This is a genomic window from Balneola sp. (genome assembly GCA_003712055.1).
Taxonomy (GTDB): domain Bacteria; phylum Bacteroidota; class Rhodothermia; order Balneolales; family Balneolaceae; genus RHLJ01.
This window is the reverse complement of record RHLJ01000003.1, coordinates 93,771-120,188: the sequence shown is the minus strand read 5'-3', so window position 1 is coordinate 120,188 and position 26,418 is coordinate 93,771. Positions and strand designations below refer to the sequence as shown.

General features: G+C 40.5%; 29 protein-coding genes and 1 tRNA gene. 15 read left to right on the top strand and 15 right to left on the bottom strand.

Translation table 11 applies throughout. The features are described from left to right. The first annotated feature begins 160 nt into the window (after positions 1–160). The gene (gene fsa / locus ED557_07955) at positions 161–817 is read left to right on the top strand and encodes a fructose-6-phosphate aldolase (GenBank protein RNC83706.1); all 657 of its coding nucleotides are present in this window, start codon (positions 161–163) and stop codon (positions 815–817) included. Here the strand turns inward: fsa and ED557_07950 are convergent. Genes ED557_07950 through ED557_07940 form a run of 3 tightly spaced genes read right to left on the bottom strand, consistent with a single transcriptional unit; the run spans position 810 to position 3,602 of the window. Then, positions 810–1,376: a hypothetical protein gene (locus tag ED557_07950; GenBank protein RNC83705.1), complete on the bottom strand. Its 567-nt coding sequence runs from the start codon at positions 1,374–1,376 to the stop codon at positions 810–812. The two genes, fsa and ED557_07950, sit on opposite strands and share 8 nt — an antisense overlap. Beyond that, the gene (locus ED557_07945) at positions 1,376–2,854 is read right to left on the bottom strand and encodes a phytoene desaturase (protein RNC83704.1); all 1,479 of its coding nucleotides are present in this window, start codon (positions 2,852–2,854) and stop codon (positions 1,376–1,378) included. Before ED557_07945 ends, ED557_07950 begins: the two co-directional genes overlap by 1 nt. 58 nt (positions 2,855–2,912) lie before the next feature. Next, positions 2,913–3,602, bottom strand: coding sequence for a septal ring lytic transglycosylase RlpA family protein (locus ED557_07940; protein ID RNC83703.1), 690 nt, complete (start codon positions 3,600–3,602; stop codon positions 2,913–2,915). 341 nt (positions 3,603–3,943) lie between these two features. Here ED557_07940 and ED557_07935 point away from each other — a divergent pair, with 341 nt between their 5' ends. Then, entirely contained in the window at positions 3,944–4,534 is a 591-nt protein-coding gene (locus ED557_07935) for a rhomboid family intramembrane serine protease (protein RNC83702.1), read from the top strand. Positions 4,535–4,693: 159 nt separating this feature from the next. Here ED557_07935 and serC read toward each other — a convergent pair whose 3' ends face one another. Both serC and ED557_07925 read right to left on the bottom strand, forming a co-directional pair. Next, entirely contained in the window at positions 4,694–5,776 is a 1,083-nt protein-coding gene (gene serC, locus ED557_07930) for a 3-phosphoserine/phosphohydroxythreonine transaminase (protein RNC83701.1), read from the bottom strand. A gap of 24 nt (positions 5,777–5,800) precedes the next feature. Beyond that, the gene (locus tag ED557_07925) at positions 5,801–7,012 is read right to left on the bottom strand and encodes a DUF1015 domain-containing protein (GenBank protein RNC83700.1); all 1,212 of its coding nucleotides are present in this window, start codon (positions 7,010–7,012) and stop codon (positions 5,801–5,803) included. 101 nt (positions 7,013–7,113) lie between these two features. On the opposite strand from ED557_07925, the gene ED557_07920 reads away from it, so the two are divergent. Beyond that, positions 7,114–7,434 carry a DUF1844 domain-containing protein gene (locus ED557_07920; GenBank protein ID RNC83699.1) on the top strand — a complete coding sequence of 107 codons (321 nt, stop codon included), beginning with the start codon at positions 7,114–7,116 and terminating at the stop codon, positions 7,432–7,434. After that, positions 7,376–7,861, top strand: coding sequence for an NUDIX hydrolase (locus ED557_07915; GenBank protein RNC83698.1), 486 nt, complete (start codon positions 7,376–7,378; stop codon positions 7,859–7,861). The genes ED557_07920 and ED557_07915 overlap by 59 nt, the downstream gene beginning before the upstream one ends. Before the next feature lie 41 nt (positions 7,862–7,902). On the opposite strand, the gene ED557_07910 is transcribed toward ED557_07915, so the two are convergent. The 5 genes from ED557_07910 to ED557_07890 form a co-directional block, all read right to left on the bottom strand. After that, on the bottom strand, positions 7,903–8,559 hold the full coding sequence (locus ED557_07910; GenBank protein RNC83697.1) for an energy transducer TonB: 657 nt from the start codon (positions 8,557–8,559) through the stop codon (positions 7,903–7,905). A 129-nt stretch (positions 8,560–8,688) separates the two neighbouring features. Further along, positions 8,689–9,333, bottom strand: a complete 645-nt coding sequence (locus tag ED557_07905) for an energy transducer TonB (protein RNC83696.1) — start codon at positions 9,331–9,333, stop codon at positions 8,689–8,691. A 79-nt stretch (positions 9,334–9,412) separates the two neighbouring features. Then, positions 9,413–9,847, bottom strand: a complete 435-nt coding sequence (locus ED557_07900; GenBank protein ID RNC83695.1) for a hypothetical protein — start codon at positions 9,845–9,847, stop codon at positions 9,413–9,415. After that, a complete protein-coding gene (locus tag ED557_07895; protein RNC83694.1) occupies positions 9,811–11,304 on the bottom strand; it encodes an NAD(P)H-hydrate dehydratase in 1,494 nt (497 codons plus the stop codon). The genes ED557_07900 and ED557_07895 overlap by 37 nt, the downstream gene beginning before the upstream one ends. Before the next feature lie 9 nt (positions 11,305–11,313). Continuing rightward, complete coding sequence (locus ED557_07890; protein ID RNC83693.1) at positions 11,314–12,780, bottom strand: proline--tRNA ligase; 1,467 nt, start codon at positions 12,778–12,780, stop codon at positions 11,314–11,316. A gap of 125 nt (positions 12,781–12,905) precedes the next feature. Here ED557_07890 and ED557_07885 point away from each other — a divergent pair. Together ED557_07885 and ED557_07880 are read left to right on the top strand one after the other, a co-directional pair. Beyond that, positions 12,906–12,982: transfer RNA gene (locus ED557_07885), tRNA-Met, on the top strand. A 372-nt stretch (positions 12,983–13,354) separates the two neighbouring features. Next, a complete protein-coding gene (locus ED557_07880; GenBank protein RNC84037.1) occupies positions 13,355–13,768 on the top strand; it encodes a TM2 domain-containing protein in 414 nt (137 codons plus the stop codon). A 157-nt stretch (positions 13,769–13,925) separates the two neighbouring features. Here ED557_07880 and ED557_07875 read toward each other — a convergent pair whose 3' ends face one another. Both ED557_07875 and ED557_07870 read right to left on the bottom strand, forming a co-directional pair. Continuing rightward, a complete protein-coding gene (locus tag ED557_07875) occupies positions 13,926–14,567 on the bottom strand; it encodes a DNA-binding response regulator (protein RNC83692.1) in 642 nt (213 codons plus the stop codon). Positions 14,568–14,674: 107 nt separating this feature from the next. Further along, positions 14,675–15,055 (bottom strand): hypothetical protein, encoded by a 381-nt coding sequence (locus tag ED557_07870; protein RNC84036.1) that lies wholly within the window; start codon positions 15,053–15,055, stop codon positions 14,675–14,677. 133 nt (positions 15,056–15,188) lie between these two features. Between ED557_07870 and aspS the strand changes: the two genes are divergently transcribed. The 6 genes from aspS to ED557_07840 all read left to right on the top strand — a co-directional run bounded on the left by aspS (position 15,189) and on the right by ED557_07840 (position 20,200). Next, positions 15,189–16,961 (top strand): aspartate--tRNA ligase, encoded by a 1,773-nt coding sequence (gene aspS, locus ED557_07865; protein ID RNC83691.1) that lies wholly within the window; start codon positions 15,189–15,191, stop codon positions 16,959–16,961. Positions 16,962–17,196: 235 nt separating this feature from the next. Then, entirely contained in the window at positions 17,197–17,904 is a 708-nt protein-coding gene (locus ED557_07860; protein ID RNC83690.1) for a DUF429 domain-containing protein, read from the top strand. Between the two features lie 237 nt (positions 17,905–18,141). Then, on the top strand, positions 18,142–18,747 hold the full coding sequence (locus ED557_07855) for a superoxide dismutase (protein ID RNC83689.1): 606 nt from the start codon (positions 18,142–18,144) through the stop codon (positions 18,745–18,747). A gap of 62 nt (positions 18,748–18,809) precedes the next feature. Further along, positions 18,810–19,217, top strand: coding sequence for a four helix bundle protein (locus tag ED557_07850; GenBank protein ID RNC83688.1), 408 nt, complete (start codon positions 18,810–18,812; stop codon positions 19,215–19,217). A 62-nt stretch (positions 19,218–19,279) separates the two neighbouring features. Continuing rightward, on the top strand, positions 19,280–19,726 hold the full coding sequence (locus tag ED557_07845; GenBank protein RNC84035.1) for a BrxA/BrxB family bacilliredoxin: 447 nt from the start codon (positions 19,280–19,282) through the stop codon (positions 19,724–19,726). A 123-nt stretch (positions 19,727–19,849) separates the two neighbouring features. Beyond that, positions 19,850–20,200 (top strand): response regulator, encoded by a 351-nt coding sequence (locus tag ED557_07840; protein RNC84034.1) that lies wholly within the window; start codon positions 19,850–19,852, stop codon positions 20,198–20,200. 70 nt (positions 20,201–20,270) lie between these two features. On the opposite strand, the gene ED557_07835 is transcribed toward ED557_07840, so the two are convergent. From ED557_07835 to ED557_07825, 3 genes are all read right to left on the bottom strand, one after another. Next, entirely contained in the window at positions 20,271–21,947 is a 1,677-nt protein-coding gene (locus ED557_07835) for a mechanosensitive ion channel family protein (protein RNC83687.1), read from the bottom strand. Between the two features lie 74 nt (positions 21,948–22,021). Then, positions 22,022–23,137 (bottom strand): class C beta-lactamase-related serine hydrolase, encoded by a 1,116-nt coding sequence (locus tag ED557_07830; protein ID RNC83686.1) that lies wholly within the window; start codon positions 23,135–23,137, stop codon positions 22,022–22,024. Between the two features lie 395 nt (positions 23,138–23,532). Beyond that, the gene (locus ED557_07825; GenBank protein RNC84033.1) at positions 23,533–24,291 is read right to left on the bottom strand and encodes an alpha/beta hydrolase; all 759 of its coding nucleotides are present in this window, start codon (positions 24,289–24,291) and stop codon (positions 23,533–23,535) included. Positions 24,292–24,449: 158 nt separating this feature from the next. Between ED557_07825 and ED557_07820 the strand changes: the two genes are divergently transcribed. From ED557_07820 to ED557_07810, 3 genes are read left to right on the top strand one after another with little or no spacing between them, the layout of a single operon-like run. Continuing rightward, on the top strand, positions 24,450–24,863 hold the full coding sequence (locus ED557_07820; GenBank protein ID RNC83685.1) for a glyoxalase: 414 nt from the start codon (positions 24,450–24,452) through the stop codon (positions 24,861–24,863). Between the two features lie 11 nt (positions 24,864–24,874). Beyond that, on the top strand, positions 24,875–25,900 hold the full coding sequence (locus ED557_07815) for a hypothetical protein (protein ID RNC83684.1): 1,026 nt from the start codon (positions 24,875–24,877) through the stop codon (positions 25,898–25,900). Positions 25,901–25,936: 36 nt separating this feature from the next. Further along, the gene (locus ED557_07810; protein RNC83683.1) at positions 25,937–26,371 is read left to right on the top strand and encodes a DUF559 domain-containing protein; all 435 of its coding nucleotides are present in this window, start codon (positions 25,937–25,939) and stop codon (positions 26,369–26,371) included. Positions 26,372–26,418: the final 47 nt, after the last annotated feature.

Sequence of the window (26,418 nt, the reverse complement as noted above, 5' to 3'; positions counted from 1 at the left end):
TTTATTGTTACAGAGGGTTAGACAACAAATTTCGGTAAATAGTTTGTGCGAGATGAGTTAAGGATGTAAAAAAACGAAATGTTAAGTTTACATTTCGAAATGAATTGGATGAAGGGTTTTTGTATTTTTGCGCGAATCTTGAACAATAATTACGCAGCGCATGAAATTTTTTATTGACACAGCTAACCTTGAAGAAATACAAGAAGCAAATGACTTGGGGGTTTTAGATGGTGTTACCACTAATCCAAGCTTATGTGCCAAGGTCGGTGTAAGAGATTTCGAAGGGCACATCAAGAAAATTTGTGATATCGTAGAAGGAGATGTTTCTGCGGAGGTAGTTTCTACAACCTATAACGAAATGGTAGAAGAGGGAAAGAAAATTGCCAAAATCGCAGATAATGTGGTTGTCAAGGTTCCTCTAATTAAAGATGGTATTATGGCAATTAAGACTTTCTCGGAAATGGGGATCAAAACTAATTGCACATTGTGTTTTTCTTCTACTCAAGCACTAATTGCCGCCAAAGCTGGTGCTACGTATATCTCTCCGTTTCTTGGCCGTCTTGATGATATCTCTTCAGATGGCATGCAATTAATTAGAGATATTGTTCAGATTTACCTCAACTATGGCTACCCAACTGAGGTTTTGGCAGCAAGTATTCGCCACCCAATGCATGTTGTTGAATGTGCTAAAGTTGGAGCAGATGTCGCAACTATGCCTCTTAATGTAATTCTTGGATTGTTGAAGCATCCATTAACAGATAATGGATTAGCACGTTTTCTAAAAGACTGGGAAGATCTTCAGGCTAGCTTTAGCTGATCTTTATATAGTCTATCTCAAGTTCAAAGGATTCCGCTTTTTTATCTCTTGAAATAAATCCTACCCGGATAACATCATTGGCTCGGTTTTTATTTAGGTATCTACCTGTGTAATCACCAAGTCGTGTCTCGTAAAATTCTCCAATCGGAATGCGTTTGGTTACCCACTCATCTTCGGTTGTTTCAAGAGGGTAGGAATAGTAAGGGAGCCAATACCGATAACTTTGCTCAAGCATCAAAGAAAAAGAGAGTCCTTTTAACCGATATTTGATTTCGACATACTCTACTTCTGAAACACTGAGTCGGATTCGGTTACTTCTTAATGAAGCAAAGCCACCGTTATTTGCAAAAGAAATGGTTCCCTGGAATACCATGGAGTTTTCGTCAAGAGTCGCTACACCTCTTGATAACCCACCCATAACTCCGTCATTAATTACTACCCAGTTATTACCATCCTTATTACTTCCGAAGTCATAAGAGGTATCAGTAACTCCTGTAGCATTAATAAGAAGGATTAGAAAAGGAAATTGAAAAAGAGAGAATAACACGGGTACTATAATTAGGCGTTACCAATTAGGTTTTGAGCAATAATGCTGCTGGAAAGAACTCCCGGTAATCCAGCTCCCGGATGAGTACCTGCTCCTACAAAATACAATCCATCCACATCTTCTGACTTATTATGAGGTCTGAACCAGGCCGACTGTGTTAAAATAGGTTCTACCGAAAAAGCAGATCCTTTGTATGAGTTCAACTCGTTTTGGAAATGAAGCGGATCGATATAATGCTCAGCTACCAGATTATCCTGGAGTCCTGGTAAATAATTTTCCTCAAGGAAATTCATGATAGCATCCCTGTACTTTGGAGCAAATTCTGTCCAGTCAGTACCGCTATCCAGATGAGGTACTGGTGATAATACATAGAAACCCTCATGGCCTTCTGGTGCAATACTTGAATCGGTAATGGTAGGCATGTGAAGGTATAGGGAGAAGTCATCCGCTACATTCTTTTTGTGAAAGATATCATCCAACAAGCCTTTATATCTTTTGCCAAGAATGATGTTATGGTGGGCAAGACCTGAATCCAGATATCTCTTTTTTGTTCCAAAATAAATTACAAAAAGAGACATACTATATTTGGTGCGCTCGATTTTGCTATCCGTATATTTTCTTCGATGGGTAGGATTAATCAGGTTTTTGTAGGTAAATGCTACATCTGCATTGGACACTACAACATCAGCATCAAGCTGCTCTCCATTTTTAAGGCGAACACCTACAGCTTTCCCGTTTTTTACCAGGATTTCTTCTACTTCGGCTTCAAGATGGAATTTCCCGCCTTGTTCAGTAATTAATTTTTCAAAAGCATGAACAATGGCTCCCGTTCCTCCCATCGCATAATGTACGCCCCATTCTCTTTCCAGGTAATGGATCATGGCGTAAATGGAAGTCGTATCGAATGGGTTACCGCCTACTAATAAAGGGTGGAATGAAAAACATTGTCGCAAAAACTCATCTTTGATGAATTGACTTACATATGAGTATACATTTTTATAGCTCTGAAGCTTGATCAAATCAGGAGCCACTTTTAACATATCAGTAAACTTCAGAAAAGGCTGATCAGCTAATTCTGTAAATCCTTTATCAAAAATAGCTTTAGTGGTACCCAGGAATTTTTCATAACCATCTGCATCCGAAAGGCTCCTCTTTTTGATTTCCTTGACCGTAAATTCATGATCATTATTGTAGTCGAAGCTTTTCCCGGTATGGTCAAAAATTCTATAAAAAGGGTCACAAGGAACAAACTCTACATAATCACTTCTTTTTTTACCGGCAGCTTCCCAAATGTCATCGAACATAAAAGGAGCTGTAATTACTGTAGGGCCTCCATCGAATTTGAAACCGTTTTGCTCATAAACATAAGCTCGGCCTCCTAGCTTATCTCTCTTTTCTAGGATAGTAACATTATGACCCGAGGAAAGCAGGCGCGATGCAGCACCTAATCCGCCAAAGCCACTACCAATAATAATGATGTCTTTTTTCATGGATGATAATCTTGATTCAGGCAGGTAACCCAAATTCAAGCCTTATCAATCCCGAAGCTTAAATATTGTCGACTTGCTTCACAAAACCTTTGTGTCCCAATCCTTCTAAGCGCTCTTTTGCTTCAAGGGCAATGGAAGGGTTATAGAAATCTCCAAAGTATACACGGTAATAGGTTTGTCCATCAACAATAACTTCTTCAACCCTGCTGCTTCTGATTTCTGCTGCTTTTTTCTCAGCGGAGGCGCGGTCATTATAGGATCCGAGTTGTACCGTATATTTTGCTGTTTTTAAGTTTTTGGGAATGGGATCATCACTATTCATGAGGTAAATGCGAACCCTTGCTGTACCCGGTCCAATCATATCTACTTTTTCAGCCGCTCCTTTCGAAAGATCTATAATTCGGTCTTTTGCGTAAGGCCCTCTGTCATTGATTCGAACCTGAACGGTTTTCCCGTTGTCCAGATTTTCAACCAGAACTTCGGTGTTGAATGGAAGAGTTCGGTGAGCTGCTGTGAGTCCATTCATATTATACTTTTCTCCATTTGCAGTATCTCGGCCATGAAAATCAGGTCCATACCAACTCGCCACTCCTGTTTCTATAGCGTTTATATCACCAGATGGAGCGTCAGGAGATGTCCTTGAAGAGGGCGTAGAGGTATTATTTGTAGCAGTTCGATTACTTACGCCACAAGCAGAAAAAATCAGTAATAGAGTAGCTATACCGAGAACTCGTTTATAAGAAGTCATTGATGTAGATGATAGATTCGCCGTTCGGTAAATATATTTTCAAAAAAAGAGAATGGAAACTATATGCCAGTAAAAAAGTATTCCAAACATTAATTCCTTAAAACTGAACGAGGATATTTCTACCTTAGCGCCAGTTTTAGGTTAGAAACTTTCTGGAAAACTGAAAGAGTCATTCCGCGGCGTAAGCCGGAATCCAGATCTAAGCAAGAAGCAAAACCCTGCTTGTAAAAGCTGAAACTAGATTCCCACCTTCGCGGGAATGACAGAAAGCAGGCAGAAGGATGTCTCTAGTTGTTTTTTCCTTAAATCTTACTTTTGAATAGCGCCTAAATTTTTGAAAAATGCCAATCACTTTTATTCTTATCGGTATTAATGTTCTCGTATTCATTGCGGTTTACCAGACGCCAAGGATTATGGAAGTAGGAATGTTTATTCCCTATAGGACGGTAAGAAATAATACCTGGTATGAGCTTATTACCTCAGGTTTTCTGCATGGTGGTTTAACTCATTTGCTATTCAATATGATTACTCTTTTGGTTTTCGGTCCGGTAATCGAGCATACTATTGGCCAGGAACATTTTCTCATCCTCTATTTTACGGGGTTATTAGCATCGTCGGTTCCCTCGCTAATCAAGCATAGAGATAATCCTGAGTATGCAACAATTGGTGCTTCCGGAGCAGTTGAAAGTGTGCTATTCGCTTATATAATTATGTATCCTTTCGAAAAATTAGTCTCAATATTATTGCCGATTCCAATTCCTGCTTTCGTTCTGGGGATACTCTTTATCGGTTACAGCATTTGGGCTAGTAAAAAAGAAGGAAAGATCAATCATGAGGCTCATATCGCGGGAGCTGCATGGGGCATCATTTATATGTTCGCCTTTGTTCCAAATACGATTGACCATTTTCTCACAATGATCGGAGCCTATTAGAAAAACTTTATCTTTGCGTTGTAAGTTGACCCACCCCTCAATCCCCTCCAAAGGAGGGGACGCTCGCTGTTAAATTTCTTACTCAATCAAAGACATTCCCCTCTTGGGAGGGGTTAGGGGTGGGTGAAATTGTCAAAGATTCACCCAAATCACAGTGGATCACCCTTTTTTGGATCGGAATTCTTTCATAAAACTCACGAGCGCTTCAACGCTTTCTCTTGGGCAGGCATTATAAATACTCGCTCGAATACCTCCAACGCTTCGGTGTCCTTTCAAGGCAACTAAATCGTTTGAAGTAGCTTCTTTTAGGAATTCAGCCTCAAGTTCTTCAGAAGAAAGCCGGAAGCATACATTCATATTTGAACGAGAGTTCAGTTCTGCGGTACCCGAATAGAAATCATCGGAATCAATTTCATTATAAATGAGAGATGCTTTTTCTTCATTGAATTGCTTGAAGTATTCCAGCCCGCCCTTATTTTCAATCCACTCGAGAACCAGGTTAACCATATAAATAGCAAAGGTTGGGGGAGTGTTGAACATAGCTCCATTTGCATGGGTATGATAACTTACCATGGTAGGGATATTGGTTTTGGTCGCAAGTTGGAGGAAGTCCTTTTTAATAATAGCGACGGTTACACCAGCAGGCCCAAGGTTTTTTTGAGCTCCGGAATAAATAACTCCATACTTCTGAACATCAATAGGGCGGGATAGAAAATCAGAAGAAGTGTCACAAACCAAAGGGACTCCATTAGTATTCGGTTCCGAATCGAACTGCGTTCCAAATATGGTATTATTTGAAGTAAAGTGAACATACTTAGATCCATCAGACAGGTTCAATTCTCCTTTGCCAGGAACTCTGTTAAAGTTAGAGTCTGCACTGGTAAAGGCTTCGTTTATACCACCAAATAGCTGTGCTTCTTTAATAGCCTTTTTACTCCATGCACCCGTATTGATATAATCTGCAGTTTCACCTTCACTTAAGAAATTAAAAGGAACACTAAAGAATTGAGTGCTGGCACCACCTTGAAGAAACATGATCTCAAAATCATCCCCAAGCCCTAAGATGGTAGAAAGGCGTTGCCTGGCTTGTGCGTCTATTTCGGTGTACTCAGGTCCGCGGTGGCTTTTCTCCATAATGGAAGTACCGGTTCCTTTGTAATCAACAAGTTCTTCTTGAGCTTTCTGCAATACCTCTAAGGGTAAAATGGCAGGGCCGGCGCTAAAATTATGTACTCTTTTCATGTATAGTGTAAGTGTGAGTGAAGATTAAAAAGTGTGAATAAGTAACCCTGACCTAAGTTTAGGTTCAAACCAGGTTGATTTTGGAGGCATCAATAAACCAGCATCTGAAACAGCCATTAACTCCTTGATACTGGTCGGATACATGCTTATACCTAGTTCTGCTTCTCTGGAATCAATTAGTCGTTCAAGTTCATCTGTACCTCTGATGCCCCCCACAAAGTGAATATTTTTGTCCTTGCGAGGATCAGTAATGCCCAACAATGGTTCCAATAAAAATTCTTGTAATCGAGCTACATCGAGATGATCAGCTACGGTATTTCTTTCCGTTTCAGGGAGGGTGATCCCGAACCAACTGCCATCTAAATATATCGACAGGCCCCCTTTTTTTGTTGGAACCGGATGCGCATTTTCTGTTATCGAAAAATTTTCAGCAAGTCGGGCTTTAAAATCAGAAGGTATCTTATAAATAATACGATTGTAAGCCAGGATATTCATTTCATGTTTCGGAAAAAGCACAGCTGGGAAGAAGTCATATTCTTGTTGCTTATTCGAGTCGGGATTTTTTTTCCTCATTATATGAGCAGCTCTAGATGCACTTGCACATCTATGGTGGCCATCGGCAACATAAAGAACGGGTACGTTCTGAAAAGCCTGGCTCAATCGTTCAGCATTTGATGCTTTCCAAATAGTGTGCTGAACACCATCATCGGCTGTAAAATCATACAAAGGCTCAGTTTCACACTCATCTTCAATGATCGAAGAAACATTACGTTCATCGTCATTAAAGGTGAACATAACGGGTTCAGGGTGAGCCTGCATAGTTAGCAGATGTTTGGTGCGGTCATCTTCCTTATCGGGACGTGTTAGCTCATGCTTTAAAATGATATTAGAGTCGTATTCATCGACGCTAACACACCCGAAAATTCCTGTTTGGGAACTGCCCTGCCACGAAAGTCTGTAAATGAACAAGGTGTTCTGATCTTCCTGGATCATCTTACCGGATGCTAAAAGATGCTCAAGGTTTTCCTTACCCTTTTGATACACCTCTTCAGAATAGATGTCAGTTTCTTCCGAAAGGTCTATTTCCGGCCGTATTACATGTAGAAAGCTGAGTGGATTACCCTTTGCCATAGAGCGTGCTTCGGCAGTGTTAATCACATCGTACGGTACAGAAGCGATATCAAAAATAAACTCAGAATCGGGGCGCCATGCTCTAAATGGCTTGACTGTGGCCATAGGGTAAATACATAAAATTTTTGTAAGCAGAAAAGGTAAAGAAAAAAGAACTTTGTTAAGTTTAAATCAGCTTAAAATTTAGGAACTAAACAGTAAATATTATGACAGCAGATAACATCAGTGCAGACCAACAAGATCAGCTATTGTTAATGATGTTGATTCAGCAGCACCAGCAAATTGGGATGATGGGGCTTGGTAAGATTAAAAATCCGGCAACGGATCAAATCGAGCGGGAACTGGCTTCCGCTAAATATGCAATTGATACATTGAACGCTCTCAAGAAATTCACGGCTGGAAATCTCCCAAAAGAACTAGAAGGTTACCTCGATCAAACGTTGACCAATCTGCGCTTAAACTACGCAGATGAAGCAAAAAAAGGAGATACAGACTCTTCCGCTTCCGAAAATAGTTCGGATGAGTAAACAAATAAAAGCGGCTGGAGGAGTGGTTTTTAGAGTTTCCGGGCAAAGCTCAGAAGCAAAAGTACTTCTGATTTATAGGAATGGGATTTGGGATTTACCTAAAGGAAAGCTCGAAAAGGGTGAGCATATCGAAATGTGTGCAGTAAGGGAGGTTGCAGAAGAAACAGGTACTCAATTACCGATGATAATCAGTGACCTTGGAACTACATACCACGAGTATATCGAGAAAGAAAAAGAGATTGGAAAAACTACCTATTGGTATAGCATGGTGTTTCCTAGATCTCAATCCCTAAAGCCCCAGTTAGAAGAAGGAATAGAGCAGATTGAGTGGGTGCCGTTATCAGAAGCTATTGAAAGGGTAGGGTATCAAAACCTGGTTCAGGTGCTTCAACGTTTTCAAAATGTGATGGAAACAAAAAAGGCGTGATATAAATACCACGCCTTTAATTCCTCACTGATTAAAATAAATCAGTTTTGAAGCCTGAATACAATTGGTAAACTGTACTGTACACGTACTGGACGACCACGCTGCATTCCCGGAGAGAATTTAGCTTGCTTTACTGCTTCAAGTGCTGCCTCATCGCAACCACCGCCGATACCACGAATAACTCGTGGGTTTTCAACTCTTCCTTGCTCGTTTACAATAAACTGAACAGTAACACGACCTTCGATGCCAGCTCTTCGAGCCATCTCAGGATACTTTACCTTTCTTTGTAGGTCAGCAAGTCCACCTTGTAACTGAGGCATAGTTTCAACAACTACGAAGAAATCTTCTTCTTCCTCGTCAGATGGTGGTGGTGGTGGTGGTAGGTCGAGAGGACCATCCAAATCTAATTCGGCATCAAGGTCCAGAATCTCATCCTCGATAATCTCATCGTTAGGTACTTCAACAGGTACCGGTGGACGAGGTGGAGGTGGGGGAGTTTCTATTTGCTTGGTTTGAATTACCTCTTCCATCACCACTTCCTCTTGTTCCTCAATGGGTGGCGGAGTTGGAGGTTCACTGTACAAATTGATCTTGACTAAGCCAATAATAAATAATAGTGCGACAATTAAACCCACCTGGAGCGTAATATTGTACGTTCTACGTAGATCTACTCCTGCCTTTTTTCTATCTGTAATCATAACCTATCCTTAATTCTCAATGATTTTTTTAGGGACTAAAAAAGAACGTGTTTTTTTGCTAAGTCCGCAAGTCATTTATTTAAATATTACTGTTCTGTAACGAAATTAATATCGATATCGTTTGTGGGCTTAATTTTGAAGTTTGAAGGTCACGGTCTGATGCATTCGGACCCTAACAAATTTTCCGTTTTGAATACCTGGAGTAAACTTCATTTTTTTGATAACACGGAGTACTTCTTTATCACAGCCGCCACCAATTCCTCTAATTATAGTTGGGTCTTCTACTTCTCCTTGTTCATTTACAATGAATTGAACAGTGACTCTTCCCTCAACGCCGATTTGCCGTGCCATATCAGGGTATTCGATTTCACTATATAATTTTTTGAGTCCACCTTTCATTTCTGGCATAAATTCAGGTAAAGGCTCAAATGTATCCTCCGGAGGTGTCGCCTCTGGCTCAGAAAAAGGAATGGGGTCATCAGGGGCGAAATCAAGAAATACAATCGGATCCGGTTCAATGGGGTCATCAGTTGGGACTTCTATGAATACGGAAGGCTTATGCGGAGCTGGCCTCTCAGGTTCTTTAGTTATTGGTACATCAACAACATCAAAAGGGTCTGGAGTAGGTGGTTCACATATTGTACATGGCTTTTCTATTACTTCAAATCGAATATTTGTTGCTGCAATTAGAAATAGAAGAGCACATATAATTCCTATTTGTGTAAATATAGTGTGGTAGGCACGCAAGTTTGCCCGTGGTTTCTTTTTGATCATAATGTGTAAGATTAGTTAGTACATAACTAATAAAGCAGAACTCAAGTAGCAGAGATATCACATGATCATGTCGGGGGAGCTAATCCTTGAAAAGCTGGCGAAAAAAGAAAGGAAGTATAAGAATGGCAAAACCGGATCCCAATCCATCGGCAATAAAATCATAGAGTTCGGGGCTACGATTGGTGGGGAGCATAAATTGCAGGAACTCGATCAAAAGGCCGAAAGAAAGTCCATAAACAAAAACCCAGAAGAGACTTGGGGTTTCTTTTTTCTTTAGTGCCCAAACAATCCCAAGCAAAAAGGTCCAGATTGCAAAGGCAAGAAAATGACCAATTTTGTCATAGTCCCAGATATTTATCTCGTAAAGCCGATCTGCTGGATATAAAGTACCTATGAATATTACTCCGGTTGCTAATAGAAGTAAAATGAAAGGTAGCTTTCTGTATTTGAGGATGATTGCTTTAATAATCTGGAGAATTAAATAAGATGAATAGGTTCCAAAGGTGTAGTAGATGTATTCGAATGGGTATCTGCTTTTTCCTTACCGTCTAAAAGTGCAAAACAGCAGGCAAGTTCCCGGTTTTTCTTTGAAAGCCAGAAACCAGCAACTTTCCCGGCTAGCACATCCCCAAAACCTGCCCGGGAAAATATTCGTGTATCATAACCTGTCATTAACACCTGTTGATTGTTTATAACTTGAGAAGGTAGTCCTTTTGAGAGAATCGTTGCATTCAATTTAGTAGAAAGAGAGGTGCCAAGTTCTAGTCGATTCTTTTCTTCCATCTCAAATCCCTCAGCCAGTTTTTTTAATTCTCCAGGGTGGGGAGTTAAAATCCAGTTTGCCCGTTCCGGCTTTTGAAGATCACTATGTTCAGAAAGTGCAAATAGGGCATCGGCATCAATAACCAAATCTCCTTCAAATTGAGAAAGCAGGGATTGAACAAAAGCGACGGTTTCCGGTGATCGGCCTAGTCCGGGACCAATTAGAAGTACTCCCGGTTTTTCCCGAAGGATTTCAAGTACAGAATCCAGATGTGAGGAATCAAAGAATACATCTTTATCATTTCCCAAAGGTCTTTTTATAATCTGAACCAGGCTCTTCTCATATACATCCAGTAACCCTTTTGGGGTGATTAAGACCACACCACCAACACCAGAAGACCAAGCACTTTGACTTGCCAATGCCGCAGCACCTGTTAGTCCCTCTGAACCAGCGATGATGTATACAACACCCCCGTCATATTTGTGCGCCCTCTTTACGTTCTCTCGATTTTGATCGACCCATACCTGGTCGATCAAAAAAGTAGATGACGTTTTATATCCGGAAGGAAAAGGGAGTTCACATAAGACAATATCCCCACACACATCATAGGCTTTATCGAGATAAAAGCCTTTTTTTAAAGTACCGAATGCAAGGGTGTAATCGGCTGAAATGGTAGCACCCTCTATCTCTCCGGTATCAGCATTTAATCCTGAGGGGATGTCCATTGAAAAGGTAGTAGAGTGCTGCTTATTAACCCACTCGATTACCTCTTTAGTAGGAGATTTTATTTCTGAACTTAGCCCGGTGCCAAATATTCCGTCTACTATAAAATCGTAAGCAGAATTTTCCAGCTCTTCTAAAGAACTCAAAAAATGTACGTCATTCCCTAGCTTTTTTAGGAGGTCAAGATTTTTTGTACAATCGGGAGAAAGGTTTTCGGTACCGAACACAAAATAAATAGTACAACTAATCCCTGCTTCGCTTAAGATTCGTGCCACTACCAGAGCGTCTCCGGCATTATTACCTTTTCCGCAAAGGAATAGCCCTGAGTGTTGAGATTCTATGGTTTGTAGGATAAAATCGGCGGCTCGTGTACCTGCAATCTCCATTAAAGTGAAGCCGTCAATTCCGAATTCAGATATAGTTCGTTCATCCAATTCGCGGCTGCTTTGGGCCGTAAATAATTGGTATGAATGTGGAATATTCATTAGGCTACGTTAGTAGGCTTTTGCAAATAGAACTTTTTGGGTAGATGGCTTTCCGGTAACCATACAGGTTCCGGCTTCTCCTTCAGTTAAAGGAATGCAGCGGATGGTAGACTTGGTTTCTTCTTTGATTCTTTCTTCTGTTTCGGGAGTACCATCCCAATGAGCGTAAATGAATCCACCCTTTTCTTCTAATACCGATTTGAATTCTTCGTAAGTCTCCACTTCGGAGGTCATTTCATCGCGTCTTTTTTTAGCTGTTTCAAATAGATCTGTTTGGATAGTTTCCAGAAGTCCCGAAACCAGGCTCCCGATTCCTTCTCTGGATTCAAAACTCTTTTGCAGAGTATCCCGGCGCGCTAATTCCACATTTCCGTTTTCGACATCACGAGGCCCGACAGCAATTCTTAGTGGAATACCAGCAGCTTCATGTTCTGCAAATTTAAAGCCTGGTTTATAGTTATCACGATCATCCAGCTTTACCCGGATTCCCATTGCCTTTAATTCATCATAAATACCATTTCCATATTCAACAACGGTAGCTCGTTGTTCATCATCGCGATAGATTGGGACGATAATTACCTGTGTTGGAGCAAGTTTAGGAGGAATTACCAGGCCATTATCATCGGAATGAGTCATGATCAAACCCCCAATCAAACGAGTTGAAACCCCCCAGCTGGTGGCCCAAACCAATTTATGATCCCCATCCTTATCCTGGAATTTCACATCAAAAGCTTTGGCAAAATTCTGACCAAGGAAATGAGAAGTACCAGCCTGAAGTGCTTTTCCGTCTTGCATAAGTGCTTCAATACAGTAGGTGTCTTCAGCTCCTGCAAAACGCTCGCTTTCTGTTTTTACTCCGGTAATAACTGGCATAGCCATAAAGTCTTCAGCAAAGCTTCGATAAACTTCCAGCATTTGAAGGGTTTCCGCTTCAGCTTCTTCTTTGGTAGCGTGAGCAGTATGCCCTTCCTGCCATAGGAATTCCATAGTTCTTAAAAAGAGGCGGGTACGCATTTCCCATCGAACCACGTTGGCCCACTGGTTGATAAGAATTGGAAGATCTCGGTAAGATTGAATCCAGTTTCGATAAGTATCCCAGATGATAGTCTCAGAAGTAGGTCTAACGATCAATTCCTCTTCCAGTCTGGATTCAGGATCAACTTCAACTCCTCCATCCACACTTTTTAAACGACTATGAGTGATAACCGCACATTCTTTAGCAAAACCCTCTACATGTTGGGCTTCTTTGGAGAGGAAGGATTTTGGGATAAAAAGAGGGAAATACGCATTCTCATGCCCGGTATCCTTAAACATAGTATCAAGTCCCTGGCGCATATTTTCCCATAAAGCCATTCCATTGGGGCGTATTATCATACAACCACGAACTGGTGAGTGTTCAGCCAGTTTTGCTTCTTTCACCACATCCAGATACCATTGTGAATAGTCTTGTTCCCTTTTTGTAATACGTTGCGCCATGTAACCTTTATAATCTGTGTTTTGCGGGAAGTGAAGGTAACAAACTTCCGGTTGAGATTGGGAACAAATGTCTAAAAAACTGTTACTCTTAAGCTGGGAAAGCTGTATATTTGGCGCTCTCCGAAGGCGTGGTAGCTCAGATGGTTAGAGCGCACGACTCATAATCGTGAGGTCGGCGGTTCAATTCCGCCCCACGCTACAAGAGTAAAGCCCGATCCATAAATGAGTCGGGCTTTTTTTGTTTTGAGCAACATCTTTCGATATTGATAAGAAACTTAGTATTCAAAAACTCGATAAGAGCTTTTGAAATGAATTGCGCTATCAAATCTAACAGATAATGAGGACATCAGATCAGTACGAATTAATAAACCAGGTACAACGTGTATTTCAGGAGGCTTCAAAAAGATATGAGGGGCTCCTGACAGAACTGGATAAAGGGGAATCAGTTAGGGAGTCAGGATTGGCTATTACTATTTCGGACTCTTTAAAGAATTTAAACCGTAAAATCAGCGCATTCGAGTTTGGGAATATTGATTTAAATAAGCTTCTGGATGAATTTATCTTTGAAAAAGAAATGCTTATAGGGGAATTGGAGATTCAGACCGATAGCCATGTTCAGTTAAAAAGATTTGCAAAGCGTTTACTTCAAAGCATTGAAGAGTTCATTGCTAAAACTGGAGGTAAGAAGAAAAAGCTTAGGAAAAGCCTGGCCAATCAATATAGCTCGGAACAAAAATCCAAGTTGATAGCTTATTTGTTATGGTTTTTTGGAGGTTTTGGAATACTTGGATTGCATCGGTTTTATTTAGGTAGAATAGGCACTGGCTTGGGCTGGCTTTTCACCTGGGGCTTATTTGGTTTTGGAGCTATATATGATCTATTTGCTCTTTCGGGAATGGTTGATGATCAAAATTATATGAATCAGTTGCGAGAGGTTAAGTTGAAGCAGCTGTCTGAAGGTAGGGATAAGGAACAGGACAGTTACTGATTTGTCCAAAATAAAAAAGCCGACCTCAATTCAATGAGCGTCGGCTAATATCATCTACAGACGGCTATTACCCCATTTGCAATTACAAACTACTTTAAAGAAAGCGCTTGCTCAATAATGGCTTTTATGTAATTTGTGTACGTAGAATTACGTAGTTCTAGTGAAGCATGTGCCGATTTTGCAATGCATATCTGACCAGACCAGCGGTGTTCTTTTGCCCCAGTTTTTTCAAGAGGTTAGTGCGGTGTTTATCTACGGTTCTGGGGCTTATGAATAGTTGATGAGCAATTTCTATGCTGGTCAATCCATCCACCAATAAATTCAGGACCTCTTTCTCTCTTTTGGTAAGATGCTTTTTGGATTTTTTTATCCTTGCAAGTCGTAAATACTCACGGGTCATCATTTTTGAGAAACGCTTTCCGAGGTAGTTTTCTCCATTTGCCACTTTTTGAGCTGCGTCAATTAATTCAATCCGATGGGAAGATTTCAACAATAAGCCGGTAGCTCCAGAATCAAGGAACTCATTAAGGGTGGCATCGGAATCGGTATCGGCCATCACAAGGATGTTAGCCTTAGGGTATTTTTGAATAATTTTATTGGCTAGCTGAATACCGCTGATCTCAGGCATAGAAAATGAGATGACGCACAAATCGGGCATCACATTCTCGAATGCGCTAAGTACTAATGCACCATTATCAATCTCACTGCAAATTTCGAAATCAACAGATGAGAGGATGGTACTTAGTCCATGCCTAAATATTTCGTTACCGTCTGCAACAATCGTTTTGATTGCCCCCATTTAAGACCTCCCCAGGCTTAATGAGTATTGCTTATATATTCAAAAGGACTGCTAAAGTACTTGAAAAAAGTGTCTTAGCAAAAATGTTTTTTGCTTCAATATTGAGCTTATAAACTAAGGCTAAGAAAATACACACCTATTGAAGCCTTAATAGTCCACAAAAGGGTTCTGATCCAGTTCGTATTCACCAGAATCCTTATGGTCTTTTTATCCATTTCGGAGCTTAGTTTATTATGGGCAGGAACCGAAAAGGCAGCGGTTGATATCCAAATAGCTATGACCAAATAAAATCCCAAGCTATTCAAGCTGAATGCTGAAGACTCCCACCATAGAATTCCTGAGCTTATTAGTTCAAAGATCATAAGTGGAACAACAAGTATGCTGATTCTTTTGCTATGGAAAATGTGAAACTCTTTGAATCGCTCTCGATCAACAAAATAAAAAGAGGGATAATGCACCAATTGAATGGTCCATATAAGACCCGTCAAAAAGAGAGTAACTCCAAGGTTAAGTACAAATATGAGGTTTCCGCTCATACTAACAAGCGATTCGTTTTCATTATGCGTATTTTCTGCGCCTTTCTAACATAAAAAATTCACTCTACGATTCATCGAACGAAGCATGACTTTAAAAAGAACACATACCTGTGGAGAATTAACCGCTAAGGATATCGGTCAGGAAGTAATATTGAATGGATGGGTAGGTCCCCGTCGCGATCTGGGTGGATTAATTTTTATCGATTTGAGAGATCGATATGGAATCACTCAGATTGTATTCACAGAAACAGATGCTGCATTACATGAGCGCGCCGAGGGATTACGCGCAGAATATGTAATTGGGGTAAAAGGAAAAGTAATTGAGCGCGGGGAAGAGAATATCAACCCAAACCTTGTAACTGGTGAAGTTGAGATCGAGGTTACAGATATGATCATTTATTCAGAAGCTGAAACTCCACCTTTTGAGATCAAAGATGGAATTCCGACTAATGAAGAAACACGGCTTCGCTATCGATACCTCGATTTACGCCGGCCCGAGATGCAGCAAAAACTAATGATGAGATCCAAGGCATATCAGGCTATTCGATCCTACTACCACAGTCATAATTTTGCAGAAGTAGAAACTCCGGTACTTATGAAAAGCACCCCGGAAGGAGCACGGGATTATTTGGTTCCAAGTAGAGTAAATCCCGGAAAGTTTTTTGCATTGCCACAAAGTCCTCAGACTTACAAGCAGTTATTGATGGTATCTGGCTACGATAGATACTTTCAAATTACCAAGTGTTTCAGGGATGAAGACTTAAGAGCTGATCGCCAGCCAGAGTTTACACAGATTGATGTGGAAATGAGCTTTGTGGATGAAGAAGCTGTGTTTTCTCTTCATGAAGGGTTGATGAAGCAGGTATTCAAGGAAACGGTGGATGTTGATCTGGAAACCCCGTTCCCAAGAATGAGCTACGAGCAGGCGATGAATACCTATGGCTCAGATAAACCGGATATCAGATTCGGGCTTGAGTTTGTCGATTTCTCAGATATCGTAAAAGATGCCGAATTCAAAGTATTCTCTGGAACGGTTGCAAATGGCGGTGCGGTAGTTGGTATCACTATCCCAGGACAAGGTGAAATGGGACGGGGCGCTATCGATCGGTGGACAGAACGAGTTAAAAAAGAAACCGGCGCCGGAGGATTAATTTACATCAAAATGCTGGAAGAAGGGCCATTATGTAGTGTGGCTAAATTCCTTAGTGATGAGATTCTAACTCAAATGGTTGAGGCTTCAGGGGCAAATACCGGAGACCTTGTGTTTATTCTTGCAGGCCCAAAACCCTCTGTACTGCAACAACTAGGGCAATTAAGATTGATGGTAGGAGAAGAATTTGAGTTAATAAACGAAGATGTGTTTAAACTGCTTTGGGTAACTGATTTTCCATTGTTAGAATGGGATGAAGAAAGTAGACGGTTCCATGCTATGCACCACCCGTTTACCTCTCCTAAACAAGAAGATTTAGAGAAACTCGAAGCCGATCCCGCTTCGGTGAAAGCCCGGGCTTACGATCTTGTGTTAAACGGTTTTGAACTTGGTGGCGGTTCAATAAGAATCCACAGCCGTAAAGTGCAAGAGACCATGTTTAATGCCCTTGGAATTGGAAAAGAAGAGGCGGAAGATAAGTTCGGGTTCCTTCTTGACGCCTTTAAATATGGTGCACCTCCACATGGGGGAATTGCTTTTGGAGTAGATCGGTTGTTAATGATCCTAACAGGTTCCAAGAGCTTGAGAGATGTGATTGCATTCCCAAAGAATCAGCGGGCACAGAGTATGATGGATAATTCCCCATCAGAAGTTGAGCCTGAGCAGTTGAATGAACTTCATATCACCTTGAAAAGAACGTTGAAGTAAGATTATTGATTTAGCCACAGAAGTCCTAAAACTCAAAGGAATAAATAGATTACATTAAATTATTACCATTAGTTATTCACGGACCTTAAGAGTTATTCGTTAATGGTTATTGGTGAATCACCTTCCAAAAACCATTAACGAATAACCAATAACTCATAAGGTTTACTAAAAATGTTTAACCACAATGATTTAATAGTGTTGTGTTTTTGGGAGCGGAAACTAATTAGCAATAAACATGAGAACAGCAGGCATTGACGGATGTAAAATCGGATGGGTATTAGTCACCTTTGATGAAGGAAGCGAAAAGTACCAGATCATTGAAAACAATGATGATTTGAAAGCTGCTTTTGCTGAATACGACCGAATATTCATCGATATGCCTATCGGGCTTGAGGATGAAGATTACACCCGAGAGTGCGATGCTTTGCTCAGAAAAGAATTAGGCAGCGATTATGCCTCTAGTGTGTTTAGTCCCCCAATTCGTCCAGCCTTAGATGCTCCGAGTTATGTGGAAGCAAATATGATCAGCTTTGATTACACCGAGAAGAAGCTTTCCCTTCAGGCTTGGAATATCACCCCAAAAATTAAGCTAATTGATGAGTTGCTTACATCTAATGAAGGCTGGAGTGAGAAGATTATGGAAAGTCATCCGGAGCTACTGTTCCAAAAACTGAATGGAGGAATGATTTTTCAGAAGAAAAATCTCAAAAAAGGTATTCGTCACAGATTGGAATTGATTAGGGAAGAAGAACCTATAGCCGATGATTTTTTCAGAGAGATAAAGGAAGAGTGGAGACGAAGCGACGTAGGAGAAGATGACATTGTAGATGCCATGGCGCTGGCCTTGTTTGCAAAAAGATCAATTGAAAAGGGGATCAAAACTATTCCAGAAGAAGCAGAGTACGATTCCAAGGGTTTACCCAAAGCCGTTCACTTCGTGTAGAACAGAGTAAGAACGTCGAACACTGAACTTTCAACATTGAACTTTGAAGTTCAGCGTTCAACATTTGACGTTCAATGTTCAATAGGGTTAACAAATCACAAAGATAGATTCTTTGTATCGCTTCAGGAACGATTTTAGGAGCGGTTATGCTTACCTTTCAAGCCTTAAATAGTTGAAGACCAACCAAGTAGTAGTTGCCTGCAACTTCAAAACAGAAATTTTAAAAAGAGGATTATTATGGCTTATACATTACCTGATCTCCCATACGCTTATGACGCGCTAGAACCACATTTTGATGCCCGAACCATGGAGATTCATCATACCAAACATCACCAGGGATATACAACTAAAGTTAATGCGGCTCTGGAAGGAACTGAGTTTGAAGGGAAGCATATTGGGGAAGTGCTTTCTAATATTAATGCATTACCAGCCGATAAGAAACAAGCTGTAATCAACAATGGTGGTGGTTTTGCTAATCATTCATTGTTCTGGGAAATCCTTTCTCCAAACGGTGGAGGTGCTCCAACAGGTGATCTTGGAGATGCTATTAATTCAACCTTTGGAAGCTTTGATGCGTTTAAAGAGCAGTTCAGCGCAGCAGCAGCAACCCGTTTTGGTTCTGGTTGGGCATGGCTTGTTGTAGATGGCGGTGCACTTAAAGTAATCTCTACTGCGAATCAGGACAGCCCGATTATGGATGGCATGAAGCCAATTCTCGGGTTAGACGTTTGGGAGCATGCATACTATTTAAACTACCAAAACAGAAGACCTGATTATGTAGCAGCTTTCTGGAATGTGGTAAACTGGGATAAAGTATCTGAGTTCTACAACAGAGCTAAGTAAATATCGACTATTGACAAGCGACCATGGACTAAAATTCTTGGTCGTTTTATTTATAGAATAGTATGGCTTTTAAGTTTGAAAAATTAGAGATATGGAACCTCTCAAAAGAAATGGCAAAACAAGTCTATATGTTGATTAGGCTTTTGCCTGACGAGGAGAGATACAATCTTAGTTCTCAGATGCGGAGAGCCGTTACGTCTATTTCATTAAATATTGCTGAGGGTTCTACTTCTCAAACAGACCCGGAGCAAATTCGTTTTTTAGGATATGCACATCGTTCTTTAATGGAAGTAGTTGCTTGCTTAATTCTAATCAAAGAGAATAATTATATTGATAAGGATTTTTTTGAGCAGCTATATAGAGATGCTGAAAAGCTCTCAGCAAAAATTTTAGCGATGAGAAACTCACTAAAAAAGAATCAAAATTATTATATAAAAGAAGACCCAAAAAACTATGAGGTTGATATTTAAATGTCGATTGTCAACCGTCATTTGTCTACCCATTAATGTTAGAAAATAATTTAGGAGAAAATATGCAATTTGGATTTGGTGTTGGCCCCGATACTTCGTGGATGAGAGAAGAACTCACCCAGTTTGGTGTGGAGGAACTCACTACCGTACAAGATGTTGATCGAGCAATGACCGAGTATAAAGGAACCATGCTCATGGTTATTAATTCTGTATGCGGATGTGCTGCAGGCAATGCGAGACCTGGTTTAGGAATTGCTCTCGAGCATTCTGAAGCAAAGCCGGATCATATGGTTACTGTATTTGCCGGGCAGGATAAAGAAGCCACAGCACATGCGCGAGCTTATTTTAGCGATTTCCCTCCTTCGTCTCCTTCTTTCGCCTATTTTGTTAATGGCGAGATTAAGGCAATGATCCCACGTCATCGTATTGAAGGAAGGACCAGCCATGATGTAGCCGCAGATTTAAAGATGGTTTTTGAAGCCTTTAAAGGCAAGGAAGAAGAAAAATAAAAATTTGCTGGCGAGAGTTTTAAAAACCCGATACATTCATGTGTCGGGTTTTTTTATTGGGAGAAAGGATTAGGTGGCTATAAATACTAAAGAAGCACTATGGAGCAGATATCAAAAAAAGCCATTATTGTTGAAGACAACCTAATTCTCTCGATACTCTACGAAAACCTAATGAAGGAAATGGTTTTCAAGACTATTGGTGAGATTCGAGACGGGGAAACAGCAGTAAATCTTGTAAGAAAATACTCTCCTGATGTAGTTATCATGGATATAATGTTGGAAGGGGAAATGGATGGTATTACAGCGGCGCACCACATACGTGAATTCTCTAACGCCCCCATTCTTTTCATTACAGGAAATTCAGGAAAAGAACATGTGGAACGAGCTTCGAAGGTTGCCAACTCCAAATTTCTGATAAAACCAATTTCTGAAAAGAAGCTCACGGAAGCTGTAAATGAAATGGTAGAGGTTTAGTACCTGATTGGTTATTTGTTAATGGTTTTGGTGAATCACTTTCCCAATAACCATTAACAAATAACCAGTCTTACTTCTTAGCTCCAAAATCTACTTCTTTACCGTCTTTGAAAATTTTAAGACCGTCAGGTTTCCCTTTGCTTCCTCCAGGACCAAATTCAAATACACCAGTAGCGAGTTCCTCTTCCGTTCTGGAGTTTCCTACTTCTCTGCTAGTCTCTTTATAGAAAGAATCTACATGCAGGGTTTGAGTAGGGAAGGCGAATTCCACTCCAACTTCCTGTGCAAGTCGTAAGATTTCTAGCAAGAAATTATGGCGCTGTTGCAACTCAGTACTCCAGTCAGGAACATCAAAGAATACATACACCAGTACATCAAGAGAATGAGCACCAAATGAGTTGAAATGAATCTCATAAAAGTCCTGCCGGAAATGCTTGTTCGCCTTTACCGTTGCTTTGAGTCCCTCTACAAAAGCCTCCATTTGTTCAGGAGTAGTTGAGTAGGTAAGGTTGAGTACCGTTTTCAATCTTCGATATTGTCTCAACCCATAGTTATCAATATCAGTGGTGGCAATGTTTGAGTTAGGAACGGATACCAACGAGTTATAAAAAGTTCGTACTCTGGTTGTTCGGAATCCTACTTCTTCAACAACGCCTTCAACATTTCCTACTTTTATCCAGTCGCCAATTCGGAATGGCCTGTCCGCAAAAATGGTGATGGAACCAAAGAAATTAGCAAGTGTGTCTTTAGCAGCTAAGGCAACGGCTAGACCACCAATCCCCAGTCCAGCAATAAGGGAGGCCACGTTATATCCGTTATTTTGAAGGATTAGGATCACACCCATCGTTACAATAAAAAAGCGCAGTGTTTTTCTGACTAGAGGTACAAGTTGATCATCTAACTTATTCCCCGTTTTAGAAGTAACTACCATCAGGTACTTGGCCAACACATCTGCAAGGTTATAGAACAGCCATACAAAACCGATAGAAACAGCTACTTCCAGAATTTTAGATAAGTACAGGTTAACCTGTACAGAGAGCTGCAGGTTGGTATAAGTGAGATAAAAGAAGGCAATCAGGAAAATGAAGCCAATAGGCCGTTCTATTCCATTTAAAAGGTCATCATCCCAGGTGAACTTGGTTTTCTGGGTAACTCTTCGGATGTAATTATCCAGTATGAATTCAAAAACTCTGCGCAATATGAAGCCAATGAGCAACCATAGAAAAACTCCCAGGTATTGCCAGATCTGAACACCAAACCATTCATTTTTTGACCACTCAGGAAGTTCATCAATCAATGCTTCAATCACTCCAGAGAAGGTAGCCTGGTACAGATCAGGTATTTGTTCAATCGTGGCTTCAGAAAACACCCATTTCCCATTTTGTTTAACCAGGTATACTTCTGGTAGGGAATTGAACAAGATATACTGGTTCAACCCGGAAAGAGTGTCTGCATAGTTGGGGTTGTTTGGGATGTTTTCGTATACGACCAGTAAGCCACGAGCATCAAGAACTCGTCGCAATTCGATTGCCAGTTCGGTTTTCTCTTCTTTATCTCCATCTGATAACTCAAACGGTAGGATAATGCGGTCCAGATTTTCATGACCTTGCTGCTGCCAATGCATAAAAGTGTGAACTGCTCTTCGGGGGTTATCCAGATAATTCGGATTAGCTGCCTCCTGGAAAGCGAATGCTGGTGAGGAAAGCAGAATGCCTAGTATTATCCCAAATGAAAAAAACCGACGCATAGTTGTAAAGTCTGAGTGAAGTTCTGCGGAAAGGTAAGGAAAGGGAAAGCCTGTGGAAAGCCTTTAAGTCTTGATCAGTTTGAAATAGTTCTGCTTTCAAGGAAAGGAATGATATGATCTTCAATCAATAAGAAAACAGGACGTTTATAAGTTCTTCTCCGGCTTGCATTGGTAACTGAAGAAGTCATAACAACTACCGCATCCAACTCTGGAATCATCATGATGTATTGCCCTCCATGCCCCCAGGCAAAAAAGGTAGTATATGCTCCGGTTCTGGTATTCCACCATTGATATCCATAGCCATATGGATTGTAATTGCTGTAGGTATAGGTCTTGAATGAATCAGTTATCCATTCTTTTGAAATGATTTGTTCTCCATCATATTCACCTTCATCCAGAATCATTTGTCCAAGCTTGAGCATATCGGAAGGAGATAGAGCCATGTTATTTCCACCCATGTAGTAGCCTTGAGGATCTCTATCCCATCCGCCTACCGTAATGTTCAAAGGTCCAAATAGATACCTTTCGGCGAATGACTTCGTGCTCATACCAGTTGCTTTGGTAATAATCACGGAAAGTAAATGAGAAGTACCGGTGCTATACACCATTCTGCCACCTATTCGGGATACAAAGTTTTGATCAAGGGCATAACCAACCCAGTCGTTGCTTAGCACCCAGGCTCCATAATTTCCAGAGCTGGTAGAAGCTAATCCAGCTTGCATGCTCAACAAATTTTTTACCGTGATGGCTTCTTTCCTTGGATCAGGGTTTTCTTCAAAATAATCCGGAAAATAGGTCTTGATTGGTTCATCAACTGAGGGGATAAAGCCTTCCTCAACGGCTATACCTACAAGAAGGCCAATAATACTTTTAGATGCTGATTTGATGTTGTAATCTTGGGCAGCAGAACGGCCATTAAAGTAAGTTTGCCCAACTAACTCTCCATGTTGTTGGATGATCAGGCTCCTTACTGAAGAGATAGAATTAGCCTCTTCATAAATGCTCTCAAGTTGAGCACTTTCGGAAGCCGATTGTTGCGCTAAAATACCCTGAGCTTGAAAGAGTAGTAGAAAAAGGGCAATTAGAAAACTAGTCTTCTGAATCTTCTTTATCTCCTTTAAACCTAAAAGTAACCGGTATGCTACCATCTTGTGGTGCTCCGATGTGATACAATTCCCATTCTGCGTCATAATTCAATATCCGATATCTAAGTAATGAGACCAAATCTTCGGAACTTCCGCTTTCGTCGTTCCATTCGAAGGTTTCAACGCGAAAACGGAGATTTCGTTTCTCTCCGTTCACATAAACATCAAGATTAGCGACTTTATCTACATTTGGGATGGTAAACTGTACTCTTACATTATGCATGGTGTGCGATTAGTTAGTAACTGATCTACAAATATCAAGAACTGTACCAAGCTGAGAAATAATACAAATAAGTAGTAAAATCATTGGTTTTGATATTAAAACTGTTCGATTTGATACACATTTGTTCATTTTCGTACGGACTACATTCACGAGTACAACGAAGTGATCTCAGAATTTACCGCCATTATTTCTGAGACCGCTTCACTTTGTTCGCGGACTAAATATACTTCTCAGCCCAGGTACCCAGAACCTTCCCTACAAATTCACTGTCCTCTCTTTCACGAAGCAGATGATCGGCTTTATCCAGGGAGATAAAGCTTTTTGGGTGCTTAGCATTTACAAAAATCTTAGTGGCGTTTTCAATGCCAACAGTATTATCGAGGGGAGAATGAAAGATGATGAGCGCTCGATCTAAATTCTTGATATAGGTCCTCATCTTAATTTCTTCCAGGTCATCCACGAACTGTTTTTTAATGGTGAAGGGTCTTCCTGCCAGGGTTACCTGAGCCTCTCCCTTTTCCACAATCTCATCCAGGTTTAGGGCAAAATTATGTTTTACATGCTCAGGTTCTGCAGGGGCTCCTATTGTAGCTACAGCTTTCACCGAATCCATATGATTGGCAGCTTGAAGTACAGCCGCTCCTCCTAATGAATGACCGATTAAAATGCTTGGAGCCTGGTATTCTCGTTCCATAAAACGGCAGGCAGCAATAAGGTCATCGATATTGGATGAGAAATTGGTATTGGCAAAATCGCCGGCGCTTTCACCTAAGCCCGTGAAATCGAAGCGGAGGGTTGCAATTCCAACCTCAGCTAGCTGACGGGTGATATTTCCTACTGCTCTAAGGTCTTTTGAACAGGTGAAGCAGTGTGCAAAAAGCGCATAAGCCTTGATGTTTTCTTCCTCAGGGAGATCCATTTTTGCAGCTAAGGTATCTCCAAAGGCCCCGGTAAATTGAACTTTTTTTGACGGCATAATTTGAAGGTTGCCACTAAAGCGCGAAAGCACAAAAAGTGAGTGTGATTGGTTCGCAAAATAAACTAATTTCCAACACCAGAAATTCCTGGCTAATATAAAACGCGATCTAAAATTTTGTGTTTTAGTGATTCCGCGGCAAACAAACCTGAAATCATATGAATCCTTTTCACCTCGCTTTTCCAGTTAAAAATCTAGATGAAACTTACACCTTTTACACCGAAATATTAGGCTGTTCAACTGGTCGCACTTCCGATCACTGGATCGACTTTAATATGTGGGGGCACCAGGTAGTGGCACATTTGAGTCCCGAAGAAGCGGGTGAAGCTGCAAAAAATGCGGTAGATGGAAAAGGAGTTCCGGTACGCCACTTTGGAGTCATCCTGGAAATGAATGAATGGAAGACGCTAGCTGAAAAATTAACTTCTGCTGGAATTGAATTCATCATTGAACCCTATGTGCGCTTCAAAGGCGAGCCCGGAGAGCAAGCCACCATGTTCTTCCTAGACCCCAGTGGAAACGCCCTCGAATTCAAAGCCTTTGGAGATAAAAGCCAGATTTTTGCTAAGTAATTCTCGGAAAAATGAAAAATGAATTAAAAATTAGTAATGATGAGAGAACTTGGCTTGAAGAGGCCTATAACATTTTTAAGAAAGGTGAGGTTTATGACCCGATTATATTTTATGAAGCCAACTTTGATAAGTTTTCTAAAGGATTTATGCCAGAAGATCTCAATAGGAGTTTAATTAGGCCAGATGGTATAACTCTTTTAGGAATTTGGTTGGTAGATCCAGATAACAATATTTTTGAAAAGATCGAAAAAGTAATAATTGAACTTAAAAAACTGGTTTTAGATAAAAGCAAAAGGAAAGAGTTTTCGACAAAAGAGCTCTCAGATAGTTTAAATATTTCCCTAGAAGAGATAAGCAAAATTATTCAATTCATTTTTCATGATTTAAATGGATTCATAAGATCATTTGGAGGGAGTTATGAGTATGTAGATAACTTTGAAATAGTTAAATCATTTCATCAGGTTCGAAAGTTCAAGAGATTTGTTTCTGTAGAGAAGGAATTGGAGATAACTGCTAGGCATATTTTAAAACAAACAAAATCCCCTAACAGACGGGTAGTTAGGAATATACACAAGGGATCACCCCATCAGGTAACTATTTCTGAAGAGCAGGTCGAAATTAAAAGAACAGAGAAAGATACTGCATTTATAATCATGCAGATTGATAAAGAAAAGCACGAATTAGAAGATGTTCTAAATACAATAAAAGAGGTTTGTAAGGAATTTAATATTGTTGCACAAAGGGCTGATGAAATAGAACATCAGGATAAAATTACAGATGTCATATTGAATAAGATCGATAGTTCTGAGTTCATTATCGCTGATTTATCAGGTGAAAGACCAAATGTTTACTACGAAGTAGGATATGCTCATTCAAAGGGTAAAAGGCCAATCTTGATAAGGAAGGAAGGTGAAAAGCTTCATTTTGACCTATCGGTTCATAATGTCCCAGAATATAGGAGTAACACAGAGTTAAGAGATATTTTGACTAGAAGGTTCGAAGCAATTACTGGAAGAAAATTAAAAAAGGAAGATTAGTTTGTAAGGACTCCCTCCTTCACCGGTCTAACCGGTATGGCAAGAAATGTAATCATCCCTTACAACCCGAAATTAAAAGAATACGCACGCGCTCTACGCAAGAGATCCACATTAGGTGAGGTACTGCTTTGGCAGCAAATCAGGAGAAGGAGGCTTGGGGTACAGTTTCACCGACAAGTTCCTATTCATCAATACATCGCCGATTTCTACTGCCACGAACTCCTACTCGCCATTGAATTGGATGGAAGTTCCCACGATCATCCCATTAGACAAGAAAAAGATGCGATCAGGGATTTCATCCTCAAGAAGCTGGGAGTAAAAGTTATCCGGATTGCTGACTGGGATGTAAAAATGCATATGGACTCGGTAATCAGTTTTCTCCAACAACAAGTAGAAGCACGCATCGAAGAGCTCGAAAAAGACGAATTAAAGCCCCGTAAAAATCCTCCCTCGAGGGAGGTGTCAATTTGAGCTAAGCTCAAATGACGGTGGGTGTCAAACCCCGGCCGGAGGTTTTG

Coding starts and splice junctions, on each gene's coding strand:
- fsa (RNC83706.1), top strand. CDS start 161: ATGAAATTTTTTATTGACACAGCTAACCTTGAAGAAATACAAGAAGCA.
- ED557_07945 (RNC83704.1), bottom strand. CDS start 2,854: ATGAAAAAAGACATCATTATTATTGGTAGTGGCTTTGGCGGATTAGGT.
- ED557_07940 (RNC83703.1), bottom strand. CDS start 3,602: ATGACTTCTTATAAACGAGTTCTCGGTATAGCTACTCTATTACTGATT.
- ED557_07935 (RNC83702.1), top strand. CDS start 3,944: ATGCCAATCACTTTTATTCTTATCGGTATTAATGTTCTCGTATTCATT.
- serC (RNC83701.1), bottom strand. CDS start 5,776: ATGAAAAGAGTACATAATTTTAGCGCCGGCCCTGCCATTTTACCCTTA.
- ED557_07925 (RNC83700.1), bottom strand. CDS start 7,012: ATGGCCACAGTCAAGCCATTTAGAGCATGGCGCCCCGATTCTGAGTTT.
- ED557_07920 (RNC83699.1), top strand. CDS start 7,114: ATGACAGCAGATAACATCAGTGCAGACCAACAAGATCAGCTATTGTTA.
- ED557_07915 (RNC83698.1), top strand. CDS start 7,376: ATGAAGCAAAAAAAGGAGATACAGACTCTTCCGCTTCCGAAAATAGTT.
- ED557_07910 (RNC83697.1), bottom strand. CDS start 8,559: ATGATTACAGATAGAAAAAAGGCAGGAGTAGATCTACGTAGAACGTAC.
- ED557_07905 (RNC83696.1), bottom strand. CDS start 9,333: ATGATCAAAAAGAAACCACGGGCAAACTTGCGTGCCTACCACACTATA.
- ED557_07895 (RNC83694.1), bottom strand. CDS start 11,304: ATGAATATTCCACATTCATACCAATTATTTACGGCCCAAAGCAGCCGC.
- ED557_07890 (RNC83693.1), bottom strand. CDS start 12,780: ATGGCGCAACGTATTACAAAAAGGGAACAAGACTATTCACAATGGTAT.
- ED557_07880 (RNC84037.1), top strand. CDS start 13,355: ATGCTTATAGGGGAATTGGAGATTCAGACCGATAGCCATGTTCAGTTA.
- ED557_07875 (RNC83692.1), bottom strand. CDS start 14,567: ATGGGGGCAATCAAAACGATTGTTGCAGACGGTAACGAAATATTTAGG.
- aspS (RNC83691.1), top strand. CDS start 15,189: ATGACTTTAAAAAGAACACATACCTGTGGAGAATTAACCGCTAAGGAT.
- ED557_07860 (RNC83690.1), top strand. CDS start 17,197: ATGAGAACAGCAGGCATTGACGGATGTAAAATCGGATGGGTATTAGTC.
- ED557_07855 (RNC83689.1), top strand. CDS start 18,142: ATGGCTTATACATTACCTGATCTCCCATACGCTTATGACGCGCTAGAA.
- ED557_07850 (RNC83688.1), top strand. CDS start 18,810: ATGGCTTTTAAGTTTGAAAAATTAGAGATATGGAACCTCTCAAAAGAA.
- ED557_07845 (RNC84035.1), top strand. CDS start 19,280: ATGCAATTTGGATTTGGTGTTGGCCCCGATACTTCGTGGATGAGAGAA.
- ED557_07835 (RNC83687.1), bottom strand. CDS start 21,947: ATGCGTCGGTTTTTTTCATTTGGGATAATACTAGGCATTCTGCTTTCC.
- ED557_07830 (RNC83686.1), bottom strand. CDS start 23,137: ATGACGCAGAATGGGAATTGTATCACATCGGAGCACCACAAGATGGTA.
- ED557_07825 (RNC84033.1), bottom strand. CDS start 24,291: ATGCCGTCAAAAAAAGTTCAATTTACCGGGGCCTTTGGAGATACCTTA.
- ED557_07820 (RNC83685.1), top strand. CDS start 24,450: ATGAATCCTTTTCACCTCGCTTTTCCAGTTAAAAATCTAGATGAAACT.
- ED557_07815 (RNC83684.1), top strand. CDS start 24,875: ATGAAAAATGAATTAAAAATTAGTAATGATGAGAGAACTTGGCTTGAA.
- ED557_07810 (RNC83683.1), top strand. CDS start 25,937: ATGGCAAGAAATGTAATCATCCCTTACAACCCGAAATTAAAAGAATAC.